Origin of the sequence: Candidatus Phytoplasma melaleucae (assembly GCF_030588185.1) — a bacterium.
Lineage (GTDB): Bacteria > Bacillota_I > Bacilli_A > Acholeplasmatales > Acholeplasmataceae > Phytoplasma > Phytoplasma melaleucae.
Genome location: NZ_JAOSID010000006.1, coordinates 14,599 through 27,592, shown reverse-complemented (window position 1 = coordinate 27,592; position 12,994 = coordinate 14,599). Strand labels below are relative to the sequence as shown.

13 protein-coding genes and 2 tRNA genes are annotated in these 12,994 nt (G+C 26.6%); all 15 read left to right on the top strand.

All coding sequences use genetic code 11. From position 1 onward, the window contains the following. Nucleotides 1-1,081 precede the first annotated feature (1,081 nt). Nucleotides 1,082-1,158, top strand: a tRNA-Pro gene (locus tag OC680_RS01725). Between the two features lie 32 nt (nucleotides 1,159-1,190). Beyond that, nucleotides 1,191-1,265, top strand: a tRNA-Gly gene (locus OC680_RS01720). Between the two features lie 472 nt (nucleotides 1,266-1,737). Beyond that, on the top strand, nucleotides 1,738-2,211 hold the full coding sequence (gene rplM, locus OC680_RS01715; RefSeq protein WP_420887958.1) for a 50S ribosomal protein L13: 474 nt from the start codon (nucleotides 1,738-1,740) through the stop codon (nucleotides 2,209-2,211). A 6-nt stretch (nucleotides 2,212-2,217) separates the two neighbouring features. Then, nucleotides 2,218-2,610: a 30S ribosomal protein S9 gene (rpsI, locus tag OC680_RS01710; protein WP_304515395.1), complete on the top strand. Its 393-nt coding sequence runs from the start codon at nucleotides 2,218-2,220 to the stop codon at nucleotides 2,608-2,610. 195 nt (nucleotides 2,611-2,805) lie between these two features. Then, entirely contained in the window at nucleotides 2,806-4,164 is a 1,359-nt protein-coding gene (gltX, locus tag OC680_RS01705; protein ID WP_304515394.1) for a glutamate--tRNA ligase, read from the top strand. 119 nt (nucleotides 4,165-4,283) lie between these two features. Next, nucleotides 4,284-5,603 (top strand): cysteine--tRNA ligase, encoded by a 1,320-nt coding sequence (cysS, locus tag OC680_RS01700; RefSeq protein WP_304515393.1) that lies wholly within the window; start codon nucleotides 4,284-4,286, stop codon nucleotides 5,601-5,603. A gap of 124 nt (nucleotides 5,604-5,727) precedes the next feature. After that, on the top strand, nucleotides 5,728-8,178 hold the full coding sequence (locus OC680_RS01695) for an HAD-IC family P-type ATPase (RefSeq protein ID WP_304515392.1): 2,451 nt from the start codon (nucleotides 5,728-5,730) through the stop codon (nucleotides 8,176-8,178). Nucleotides 8,179-8,213: 35 nt separating this feature from the next. Beyond that, nucleotides 8,214-8,912 carry a 23S rRNA (guanosine(2251)-2'-O)-methyltransferase RlmB gene (rlmB, locus tag OC680_RS01690; protein WP_304515391.1) on the top strand — a complete coding sequence of 233 codons (699 nt, stop codon included), beginning with the start codon at nucleotides 8,214-8,216 and terminating at the stop codon, nucleotides 8,910-8,912. A 129-nt stretch (nucleotides 8,913-9,041) separates the two neighbouring features. After that, nucleotides 9,042-9,185, top strand: coding sequence for a 50S ribosomal protein L33 (rpmG, locus tag OC680_RS01685; RefSeq protein ID WP_304515390.1), 144 nt, complete (start codon nucleotides 9,042-9,044; stop codon nucleotides 9,183-9,185). 31 nt (nucleotides 9,186-9,216) lie between these two features. Further along, the gene (gene secE / locus OC680_RS01680) at nucleotides 9,217-9,603 is read left to right on the top strand and encodes a preprotein translocase subunit SecE (RefSeq protein WP_304515389.1); all 387 of its coding nucleotides are present in this window, start codon (nucleotides 9,217-9,219) and stop codon (nucleotides 9,601-9,603) included. 56 nt (nucleotides 9,604-9,659) lie between these two features. Further along, entirely contained in the window at nucleotides 9,660-10,292 is a 633-nt protein-coding gene (gene nusG / locus OC680_RS01675) for a transcription termination/antitermination protein NusG (RefSeq protein WP_304515388.1), read from the top strand. Nucleotides 10,293-10,499: 207 nt separating this feature from the next. Then, complete coding sequence (rplK, locus tag OC680_RS01670; protein WP_304515387.1) at nucleotides 10,500-10,928, top strand: 50S ribosomal protein L11; 429 nt, start codon at nucleotides 10,500-10,502, stop codon at nucleotides 10,926-10,928. Between the two features lie 73 nt (nucleotides 10,929-11,001). Beyond that, a complete protein-coding gene (gene rplA, locus OC680_RS01665; RefSeq protein WP_304515386.1) occupies nucleotides 11,002-11,691 on the top strand; it encodes a 50S ribosomal protein L1 in 690 nt (229 codons plus the stop codon). Nucleotides 11,692-11,790: 99 nt separating this feature from the next. Next, nucleotides 11,791-12,291 (top strand): 50S ribosomal protein L10, encoded by a 501-nt coding sequence (gene rplJ / locus OC680_RS01660; RefSeq protein ID WP_304515385.1) that lies wholly within the window; start codon nucleotides 11,791-11,793, stop codon nucleotides 12,289-12,291. A gap of 113 nt (nucleotides 12,292-12,404) precedes the next feature. Next, a complete protein-coding gene (rplL, locus tag OC680_RS01655; protein ID WP_304515384.1) occupies nucleotides 12,405-12,800 on the top strand; it encodes a 50S ribosomal protein L7/L12 in 396 nt (131 codons plus the stop codon). Nucleotides 12,801-12,994: the final 194 nt, after the last annotated feature.

Genomic DNA, 12,994 nt, shown 5'->3' with positions numbered 1-12,994 from the left:
GCGCTAGTTCGGGCGTAAATGAAAGAGGATTAAGGCACCTCGTTCCTCATGATAATGGGAAGAAGTAACGGATTAACCTGAGTTTGAAAAAACAAAAGGGACCAAAGCATATCCGTAAAGTGATTAAGAGATTAAAATCGTTAACAATAAGTTTATTGTTTTCTCTATGCTAATCGCGAGACAAGATAAAACAAGGTTGAACCATTATGTAATGGTAAAGAGCTGAAAAGGGTGGTAATTCAGAAACCTTAGGGAAGGTTAACGATATAATCCAAATATACCTAAGATAGATGATTTGAGTTGTAAATATGTTATTCGTAGATATTTATAATATTATCAAAAACAGAAAGTAATTTTTTGTATCATCTAAACCCAGAGCAAATAACGACTCTTTTTAATTTTAAGACAAGAGAATTTGTTATTAACTCTATCATAAGTCTCCAACCGCTATTTATCATTTGCCTAACATTTATAGCTACCTAGGAAAACCTAACATCCAAGACTAAAAAATAGTACATCCATTTAGTCTATGCTAAGTAGTAGCTGAATAGGATCATGGTTGCAGAACCAACATAGTAGTCGTTGGAGTAATGCCCAACCAAGGCAAATGGGAAAGCCATTTACAAGGCGAAGGACGGTAGAGAGATGAGATCAAGCTTTATTTTCAAAGATCAGCTGAATTAAGGTGTAAACACCCTGTTATTTGGAAACATTATGTGCCTCCTTTATAAATTCGAAATATAACTGATGGGACAAAGTGGTTCATATGACAAATGATGTTGTGTTGACACCTCCGTAATAAAGTGACAAGTGACATTACTCAAGCTAGTTTGATCTATATCTAAACTTGGAAAGGTTGATGCCCTTTTGCAAGTTGCACTTGGAAAGCCGGATGCCAGGAGACTGGCCTGTCCGGTTTGGGGGGGGGCATATTGAAACCTGATTTATTTAAACAAGGCGCAATATTTCTATCCGCATTCAGAAGGTTAGGGGTTCAAATCCTCTTGGGTGTGCCATTAAAATTAGTGGGATTTTATAATTATTTTGTAGCAATTACTTTTTGTAAGAAACCATAAAAAGTCGGGAAGTAGCTTAGCTTGGTATAGCGCCTGGTTTGGGACCAGGAGGTCGCGGGTTCAAATCCTGTCTTCCCGACCATTCATAATCTAAAATTAATTTCAAGATGAAATGCGAATGTCGTATAACGGTTATTACTCTAGCCTTCCAAGCTAGATATACGGGTTCGATTCCCGTCATTCGCTCCATATATGGTATTTTTTAATCTAAATATTAACTAAATAAATGTTCATAAACTTATTAATATTTTGATCATAGTAGATTAATGAACATGACATTATTATTCCATTGGCTATTTGAAAAAAAATTTATTAACTGAGTTATTAATTAAAAAAAATTTATTAACTGAGTTATTAATTATTTTTTATTTATTTATTTGTTTGTTTATATAATAAAAGCTTGACATTATAATCTTAATCTGATAAAATACCAAATAAAGATGTAGTTTCATATATTAAATATATAAATATCTAACGATACGCACGTTCATTAGCGTTGCCGTCGTGTTGTATTGCATTTTAATTATCATTATTATTCATCAGTTTTGTCATGTAGCTATAACCATGCAATACAAATGTGAGAATACCAGCTTTTTTTCTTTATACTTGATTATTTGCTTTATTTGCTATTTATCTGACGATTAGATTAAGGTGGGGTTGTATGAACGAAGGATTATCAAAAAAAGAAGATTTAAAATCAAATAATTTTACGTTTAGTGCTAATGATAAAATGGTTAAAAGATGTTGGTATATAGCGGATGCCCAGGGTAAAACTTTAGGTAGATTTGCAACTAAAATTGCTTCTGTTCTAAAAGGGAAAAATAAGACATACTACACTTCCCATATAGACAATGGTGATTATGTAATTGTAATTAATGCCAACAAAGTACACTTAACAGGTTCGAAGTACAAACAAAAAATTTATTATAGGCATTCAGGTTATCCTGGAGGTTTAACTCAAAAAACAGTTAATGAGATGATGAAAAAATTTCCTAACAAAGTTGTCGAAAAAGCTATTTTTGGTATGTTACCGCATAATAAATTGGGGCGTCAAATACGTAAAAAATTATTTGTTTATTCTGACAATTCTTTTAAGAAACATAATTCGCAAAAACCAAAATTTTTAGAGGTGTAAATTAGGATGAATGTAGTGCAATATTTCGGTACTGGTAGACGTAAAAGTTCTGTTGCGAGAACTATTTTAACTTCAGGGTCTGGTATTATAAAAATTAATAAGAGAGATTTTCATAATTACATTCTTTCTGCAGAAAATCGTTTCGAAATTTTAAAACCTTTAAAATTAATCGACAAGCTGGAGCAATATAATATCATAGTAAGCGTTAATGGTGGTGGTATAACGTCACAGGCTGGTGCTATTCGTTTAGGAATTGCTAGATCATTATTAAAAGCAGAACCTCATTCAAGAAGTATTTTAAAAAAAGCTGGTTTCTTAACTAGAGACTCTCGAGTAGTTGAACGCAAAAAACCTGGTCATAGAAAGTCTCGTGCTCGTCCTCAATTTTCTAAACGTTAAATCAATAGTTATGATTTTTTTAGTTTTATAGTCTCTTGATTTAATTTTAAGAGAGTCTTTTTAAGAATAAATAGACTCTCTTTTTGTTGTTTGTTCTTGAAATAAGTTAACTTGAAACATTTTTTTATTTGTTGAAATCGGAATAAATAAATTATCTGCGCTCAATTTAAATTAAGACCGAAAAGGAGATATAAAATGAAATCGACAATAAGATTACGTTATGCTCCTAGTCCTACGGGGGATGGATTACATATTGGTAATGCTAGAACAGCTTTATTTAATTATTTATTCGCTTGTCGTTACAAAGGTTGTCTCATTATTCGTATAGAAGATACAGACTTAGTGAGACATGTTACAAATAGCGAAATGAAACAATTATCTCAGTTGAAATGGTTAGGCATTAAGTGGGTTGAAGGCCCTGATATTGGAGGATTATTAGGTCCTTATCGCCAATCAGAAAGGCTTCATATTTATCAGAAATATACTAAAATTTTATTAGATAAAGGATTAGCTTATAAAGAGTACCAACAAGATAGTATTAATAAATTTGTGGTTCGTTTTAAAGTCCCTTTGCAGCAAAAATACGAATTTGATGACTTAATAAGAGGGCGATTGTGTTTTGAGAGCAAAGATATAGAAGATTGGATTATAATTAAAGAAAATGGTTATCCCACTTATAATTATGCAGCTGCTATAGATGATTATTTAATGCAAATTTCTCATGTTTTAAGAGGTGAAGAACATATAACTAATACTCCTAAACAAATTATGATTTATCAAGCATTTGGGTGGCAAATACCATTTTTTGCTCATATGTCTTTAATTTTAAATGAAAATAAAAAAAAACTAAGCAAGAGAGATACTAGCACAGATCAATTTGTAGAAAAATATATTGATTTAGGTTATTTACCAGAATCTTTATTTAATTTTTTATTTCTTTTAGGTTTTTCACCTAAAAGTAATCAAACAATTTTTTCTTCGGAAGAAATCATTGCTTTATTTAATCAGGAAAGATTTATAAAATCTTCTGCTGTTTTCGATGTTGCCAAGTTATCTTTTATTAACAAACAACATTTAAGAAATATGCCATTTTCAGAACTTGTTGACAAAGCAAATTTTTTTTTAAAAAAAAGTGATATTTTTTTAAAATTTGAATGGTTAACAAAAATGATTCTTTTATTTAAAGATAGGATTCATTATATCAAAGAAATAGTTGATCTCTATTACTTATTTTTTAAAAATGAAAATAAAATTACTGAAGATTGTATTGCTTTTTTAAGAATAAATAAAGGAGTTGAAGTAGCTAATTTTTTGTACCATTTGTTAAATAAACTAGATAATTTAGAATCTTATTCGATCAAAATGATTGTTGATAAACTGGCTCAACAACTAGATATAAATATTAAAACAATGTTTCGCATAACACGAATTGTTTGCACCCATAAAAAATATGGACCTGATCTATTTGTTTATTTAGAGTTATTGGGTAAAAAAAAAGTTTTGAATAATATACAATCAACTCTAGTTTTAAACATAAATGGTAAGATACAATGATACTGTTTTTCGAATTAGATATTCTGATCTAACTTAAATGTTATATCATTTGTTTAAATTGTATATTTGTTTTAATAATAAATACATTATCTTTATTTTATAAAGTAAAAAGGTTTATAATGTTGAAAATTTATAATTCTTTATCTTGTTCTAAAGAATTTTTTTATTCTTTAAACAAGAAAAAAATTAACATTTATGTTTGTGGCCCCACTGTTTATAACCATTTACATATAGGTAATATTAGGTCTTTGGTCTTTTTTCATATGGTGAAAAAATATTTTCTTCTTTTGGGGTTTCAAGTTAATTTAGTAATAAATATAACAGATTTGGATGACAAAATTATTGAAATAGCTTTATTAAATAATAAAACTGAAAAACAAATATCCAGTGAATATATTAATTCTTTTTTCGTTTTACTTACACAATTAGAAATTAATATGATAGATAAATTACCTTTAGCTACTGATTATATAAACAAAATTATTACATACATTGAATTATTAATTCAAAAAAAATACGCTTATTTAACCGATCAAGGAGTTTATTTTAAAGTTAGTTCTATTCATAATTACGGTTGTCTAAGCAAACAGAGATTAAGTAAGTTAAAACAAAATGTTAGAAAAACATTGGATTCACAAAAAGAAAATTTTGAAGATTTTATTTTATGGAAAAAAACTGATATTGGTATCCAATATGAGAGTCCTTGGTTTGTTGGTAGACCGGGTTGGCATACTGAATGTGTTGTTATGATAAAAGAAATTTTTCAACAAACCATTGATATTCACGGAGGAGGAAATGATTTGAAATTTCCTCACCATGAAAATGAACAAGCACAATTCCTAGCTAGCGAAAATAAACCTTTAGCTAATTTTTTTATGCACGTAGGTCACGTTAATTATCAAAAACAGAAAATGAGCAAATCTTTGCATAATATTGTTTTAGCCAAAGATTTGTTGCAAATTTTTGAATCTAACGTAATTAAATTATTTTTTTGTTCTTATCATTATTTAAAACCTATTAATTATAGCGATTCTTTGATGAAATCATTTCAAACGAAGTATATAAAGATGATTAACACTTTGAATAAAAATCACTTTCAGTTAGTTATTCATAAAATTAATAATTCTAAGATTAACTCTTTATATATAGAAAAATTTCATTCTATGATGAAAAATGATTTTAATACACCTAATATTATTACTTTAATAGATGAATTATTTAAACAAATTAGTCGACAAAATTTGGATTTAGAAAAATTAGCTGAATTACAAAATACACTAATTTATCTATTTCAGTGTTTAGATATGCAAATTATTTTAAAAAAAATTACTAAAGACTTGATTAAATCTTATTATTTATGGCAAAATTATAGAAGAAACAAAGCTTTTGCTAAAGCTGATTTTTATAGAAATATTTTAAAAAAAGAAGGTATTATTTAAAATTTTTGGAACAATTTTATTAGAGGGATTATTTTCTAAATTATTTTTAATTATATTTGCATATTTATAAATAAATAATTTAATTAAGTTATTATAAAGTTGGTAGGTAAGTAGTTTTTTTGTTATGAACAAGGATAGTAGTAATGATTTTCAATTTAATAATTTAACTGAAAAAAGGAAATTTTTGTCTAAATTTAAAGGCATAAGTCAAGCAGAAGCAACTAAAAAATTACACGAACAGAAGAAAAATAATAAAATAAATAACACTAACAAAACTGTAAAAGACATAGTTTTTAGCAATTTGTTTACTTTTTTGAACTTATTAGTTATAATGCTAGTAACTATTATCATTAAGATTAAACGTTATGAACAATTATTTTTTTTATTTGTTAATTTTTTAAATTTTCTAATTAGTGTTATTCAAGAGACAAGAGCTAAAAAAACTTTAGATAAAATTTCTTTGTTCGTATCTGATAATGCTAATGTAATTAGAGATGGCAAATTGGTTGTAATTCCTATTAACAATGTTGTACTAGAGGATATTTTATACCTAGAGTCAGGTTCACAAATTGCTGCTGATTCTGTTATAATAGAGGGTAATTTAGAAGTTGACGAATCTTTCTTAACAGGAGAATCTAAACCTGTATTGAAAAAAGAAAGAGATTTCTTGTATTCTGGTAGTTACATTATTTCAGGCAAAGCTTGTGTTAAAGTTATAGCTGTTTGCGGCAATACGTATATATCTCAGCTAACTAAAAAAGTTAAGAAATATAAAAAAATTCAGACTCCTTTAATGAAGACTTTTTCTAATTTAGTATTGTTAATTATTTTTTTATTGATACCTACTTTTACCATGTTATTACTTTCTTTGCACCCAGGAATCTACATAATAGATCATGATTTTATGCTTGGTCTATGTGGGTTTATATTAGGTATGATGCCTTCGGGGTTAATGCTTTTAATGAGTTTAACTTCTGTTATTGGCCTAATTAGATTAAGCCAAAAAAATGCTTATATGAAAGATTTATTTGGTATCGAAATGTTAGCACAAATAAACTTTTTGTGTTTAGATAAAACAGGGACTATTACAGATGGCACTATGAAAGTTAAGAAAATTTTATTTTATGAAAATATAGAGCTAGAATTCAATACATTAATTGCTAATATTATCAAAGTTTTTCCTAATAATAATCCTACACAAAATGCTTTAAATTGTGAATTTTTATGTTCTAAAAACATTAATTCATCTTCTTATAAAATCAAGAATTTTCAGTATTTTTCTAGTTTAAGAAAGTATAGCGCAGTAGAATTTGATCAAAAAGGAACATTTGTTTTAGGAGCGCCAGAATTTATTTTGAAAAATCAGTTTGTTAAGATTAAAGAAGACGTAGAAAAAAATACCAAGTTAGGTTACCGTGTACTACTATTAGCTCAAACAAATTCTACTCTAGACAATATAAATACTAATAATACTGATTTCCGAATTCTATCTTTAATATTGTTAGAAGACAAAATAAGGAAGGATGTTTCATCTACTATTAAATATTTTCAAAAACTTGGCATTAAGATCAAAATTATTTCAGGTGATAGTTATTTAACTATTTCTCATATTGCTAAACGTATTGGGCTTATTATTTCTAGCGAACAATCTGTTGATCTTACTAATTTAAGTTCGCAACAAATTGCTAGTTTAGCTTTTGATTATGATGTTTTTGGACGAGCTACTCCTGAACAAAAACAAATTTTAATTAGTAGTTTAAGAAAAAATAACAATAGAGTAGCTATGATTGGCGATGGGGTTAATGATATTTTAGCTTTTAAAGAATCAGACATGTCAATTGCTATGGCATCTGGCAGTAAAGTGGCTCAAAATATTGCTAACTTGGTATTAATAGACTCTAAGTTTGCTTCTCTACCGCAAGTTATGGCGGAAGGAAGAAGAGTTATTAACAATTTAGAAAAGAATGCGGTTGCTTTTTTTACTAAATGTATTTTGTCCTTTTTGCTAGCTGTTGTTACTATATTTAATAACTGGTTTTTTCGTAACAATATGTTTTTTCCATTTGCGCCTTTACAATTCAATTTAATTGATATCTTTTTTATTGGCATTCCTTCTTTTTTCTTATCTTTTGAACTAAATGATAAAAAATTAAATCCATATTTTATTAGAAGTATTGTAAAAGCATCATCATTTTATGCTTTGTTTATTGGTTTGCACTATATTTTTTTATTATATGCATTTCCTATGAATCAAACTAGAAATCAACAAGTTTCCTGTTTCATGTTTTTTATCACTTCTTTTATTTTTGCAAATATTTTATTTAAAAATTGTTTACCTTTTAATAAATCTAAAATACTCTTGTTTAGTTCTATGATTTTATTTTTTTGTCTTCTAGGTTATTTCTTTTTTTGGCCCAAAAACGTATTTAAGTCTAGTTTACATAGTTTGTTAGAGATAATTTATTCATCTCCAATTTTTTTATTATATTATTTATCATTCATTTTTGGGGGGGTTATTTGGTTTATTTACAAAAATACGATTTTGTCAGAATTTAATTCTTGGAAAAATAAGTAAATAAGTAAAGAAGATCCGAGGAAAGATTATTTGCAATGATAATTTATGGCAAAAATATAATAAAAGAAGCAATAAAAGCTAATAGACACATTTATAAAATGTATATAGACATTAAAATGAAAGATATTTCTTTTTTGAATTTTTTGCAAAAAAATTATTCTGGTTATATCTTGTTAAACAAACATCAATTAAATGAAAAAGCAAAAGATAAGAACCATCAAGGAGTTATTGCAGAAGTAGAAGATTATTCTTATTGTGATTTATCAGATTATTTGAAACGTTCATCTCATAATATAAAATTTTTAATTTTAGATGAAATACATGATCCTCATAATTTCGGTGCTATTTTAAGAACTATTGAAGCAACTGATTTTGATGGTATAATTATAGGAAGAAGAAATCAAATTCTTATTAATGGCACAGTGGCAAAAACATCTAGTGGTGCTTTAGAGTATGTAAATATTTTTTTAGTGAAAAATTTGCATCAAACTATTCTACAATTAAAACAGTACCGAATTATGATTATAGGCACTGATGCTAAAGCTGATTTATGTTTTAACCAAATCCCCAAATCTAAGTCTTTAGCAATTATTTTAGGGAATGAAGGCATGGGTATAAGGCCTCTATTAAAAAAAAATTGTGATTTATTAGCTAAAATTCCTATGAAAGGTCAAATAAATTCCTTGAATGTAAGTGTGTCTGCAGCTATAATACTTTTTAGCTTTTATATGTGAGTTAACTTCGTATAAACTCTTCATATAATTTTATATTTCTTTTCTTTAAAGAAATGTATGTTAGAATAATTAATATAATTTATGTTTATGCAATTTAATAATTTCTTATATCATGAAAAGGGTTATGTAATGGCTAGAAAAAATACTTTAATATGTGTAGTTTGTTTAAGTCGTAATTACCGCGTAAATGCTCATAATCGTAATAATCGTTTAGTTTTAAGAAAATATTGCTCTTATTGTAAAAAACATATTCTGCATGAGGAATCTAAATAAATATAATCCAGGTAAAAGAGGTGGGGTTCTAATGGTATATAAAAATAGAGAAGAAAAAAACATAAATCCGTTGTTACGCATAATTCAGACAGAATATCGCGTAGTTAATATTTTTTTGATTATTTTTTCTATTTTTTATATGGGTTTTTTTTGCGATTTAATTCATAGTTATCCAGAGAATAGTAGTTTATATAAGATTGGGTTGATTTTAGATGTTATAGTTTTTCTGTTTGGGCTTTTTCCTTTTATAAAAAAAATTATTCAAAATGTTCATTTGGTTAGTTTTCCTACTAAAAAACAAATTATAATTAAAATTATTCAAGTTTTTATTTTTATGATAATTTTGATTTTGTTTCTTAATTTTTGTCAGTATTTTTATGAAAATCATATTATAAATTTGAAAAAATATATACAATAAAAAGATATTAAAATTTATGAATAAGAATCAATTTAAATTATTTAGGGTGACATATAATGGTATTTATAAAAAAAGAACAAATTCGAAAAGGTCATAATATAATGAATGATGAAATAACTAAAAATAATGATTGTGAAGCTAAATGGTATATTATTCAGACTTATTCTGGTTATGAAAATTCTGTAAAAGAAGATTTATTAAGAATTTCTAATGGTAGTGGTATAACACATAATTTGATTTTACAAGTGATTTGTCCTAAAGAAAAAAATTTAAAAATAAGAGGAGGTAATGGTCTTAAAAAAGAAAAAGAAAAATTAAAAGAAATGTATCCTGGGTATATTTTTATTAAAATGGTTATGACTGATAATTCTTGGTATATTGTTAAAAGTATTCCGAAAGTGATTGGTTTTTTAGGTTCTTCTATGAAAAAAGGGAAACGTTCTATACCTACGCCTCTTAGTGAGAACGAAATAAAACCTATTTTATTAAAAGTAGGAGTTATTGCTAAACCTAACTATGATTATTTAATTAATCGTCAGATTGAGATTATTAACGGTTCTTTCACTGGACAACAAGGTAGAGTATCATTTGTTGATTACGATCAAGATAAAATAATTGTAGAAATTGATTTGTTTGGAAGATCAACTCCAATTGAAATTTCTTTTGCTTCTTTTAAAGAAATTAATTAATTAATTTCTTTTTTGAATTGTTTTTTTGTTCACTAGTTATGTTATAATGTCCTAGATATTGTTTTAATTTTCGATATTTTGTTTTTTTTAGTTTATCTCTAAATGTTATTATTTGTTGAAAAATCATTTGACGTATTTTATCCTATTCAATTGATATAAATAATAATAGTAAAATTCTAATTATAAGAAGTAAAGATTGGTGTCAAAATGGCTAAAAAAATTGTAAAAACTGTTAAATTACAAATACTTGCAGGTAAAGCTAATCCAGCTCCCCCAGTAGGTCCAGCTCTAGGACAAGCACAAGTTAATATTCCGTCTTTTTGTTCTCGTTTTAACGAAGCTACTAAAGATAAAAAAGATTTTATAGTTCCTGTTGTAATTTCTGTTTATGAAGATAAAAGTTTTGATTTTGTTCTTAAAACGCCGCCAGCTAGTGATCTTTTAAAAAAAGCTGTTAACATTTCTAAAGGGTCTTCTGATACAGGAAAGATAAAAGTAGCAATTATTAAGTACAACCAAATAAGAGACATAGCTAAATTAAAAATGTCAGATTTGAACGCTTATTCATTAGAAAATGCTTCTAAAATCATAGAAGGTACTGCTGTTAACATGGGAATTACAGTAGAAAAAGAATAACGATTACAATTCTTTATAATATTAGTTTTTTAAAAATGGTTTATGTCATGTAAAGAAAAGGTTAAGGTTATTTATGAAAAGAAGTAAAAAGTATTTATCTATGTGTCAGATGATTAATTTTCACAAATTATATGCATTTACTGATGCTATTGAATTGGTAAAAAAAACTCAAATTACTCAATTTGATTCTACTGTAGAATGTAATTTTGCTTTAAATTTAAACACTAAGCAGCTGGAACAAAATCTTCGCGGTGCTTTAGTTTTGCCTCATGGTAGTGGTAAAAAATTAAAAGTAGCTGTTTTGGCCAAAGGGGGGCAAGCCAAAGAAGCTAAGGAGGCTAAAGCTGATTATATCGGTGACCAAGACTTAATTGATAAAATTACTGCCAATTGGTTAGAATTTGATGTTTTAGTAGCTACTCCGGAATTAATGTCAGGTATATCTAAATTAGGGCGTATTTTAGGGCCTAAAGGACTAATGCCCAATCCTAAGTTAGGAACTGTAACTAATGAAATTTTTAAAATAGTGCAAGAAATCAAAAAAGGCAGAATAGAATATAAAACTGATAAAGCAGGGAATCTTCATACTATTTTAGGAAAAGTTTCTTTTAGTCTAGATCAACTAATAGATAATTTTAAATTTTTATACGAACATTTATTATCTATAAAACCTAAAACAGTGAAGGGGAACTTTATTAAAAATGTAACACTTTCTTCAACTATGTCCCCAGGCATTAAAGTCGATTGTATTTCAATTAGATAATTGTACAAAAACATAAAATATTTTTGAAATGATTGAAAATTATTTTTTTAGTCTAGTGTTGCTTGCTGTTAATTGAATAAAAAAAAGGATCCGTAATATATGTTAAAACCTATTATTCAACAAAAAACTAAGAATGTTGATTTATTATGCCAATTAATCAATAAATCAAAATTAGTTGTTTTATTTGAATATCAAAAACTTAAAGTGAGCGATTTAGAAACACTACGTCGACAGTTAAGAAGTTTAGAAGGCTGTATGATTAAGTTATTTTCAAATAATATAATTAAAAGGTCTTTGAATTCTTTTAATTACAGCGAATTAGCTGATTTTAAGCATTCGAAGGCTTTATTATTGAGTGAAAATGATGATATAATTGCGCCATTAAAGATTTTATCTCACTTTACTAAAACTAATAAGTATTTAAAAATTTCTTCTGGTTTGGTAGAACATAAAATTTATTCCTCAACTATGATTCAAGAGTTAGCTAATTTGCCTTCAAGAAAAGATTTGTTAGTAATGTTAATGTCGAGTTTGTTGATTATTGTCAAAAAAATGTTAATCTTATTAAAGATTATAGTAAACCAAAAAAGAGAATTATAAGATTTTTAGATCCTAATACAATAATTATTATTCAGATAGTTTTTAGTTTTAATAAATCATAATAAGACAAAATTATAATAAAAATTTTAAAAAAAGAAGCAGGAGTATTATAAATGGATAAACTTAATAGAAAAGATTTCATTGAAGCTATAAAAAAAATGACTTTATCAGAAATTAATGAGTTAGTAAATGGCTTGCAAGAAGAATTTGGTATTGATCTTTCTAGTTTATCGTCTGTTCAGTCAAATTCTAAACAGGCAGAAGCTAATGACGAACAAGAAACAAAAACATTTAAAGTTATTGTAACAAAATTTGATGATAGTAAGAAAATAAATGTTATAAAGGCTGTTATGCAAATTACTGGTCTCCAAGTTATGCAAGCCAACAAACTAATATCGGATAAAGAACAAAATAATAATCGTGTTATTAAAGAAGGAATTAGCCGCAAAGAAGCTGAAGATATTCAAAAGAAATTGGTAGAAGCAGGAGCTGAAGTCAAATTAGAATAATATTTTTAAGATGATATTGTAATTTTGCAGAGATGTATTATAAAAAACCTGAGAGACAAAAGAATCTTAGGTTTTTTATTATCTGAAAGCTTTTATATTATTCAAGTAACAAAAAAACAGTAATAAAAAAGTTTATCAAAACATTTTTACTTGAATTTGAATACTAATCTTAAGTGATTTATTAATAAGTATCA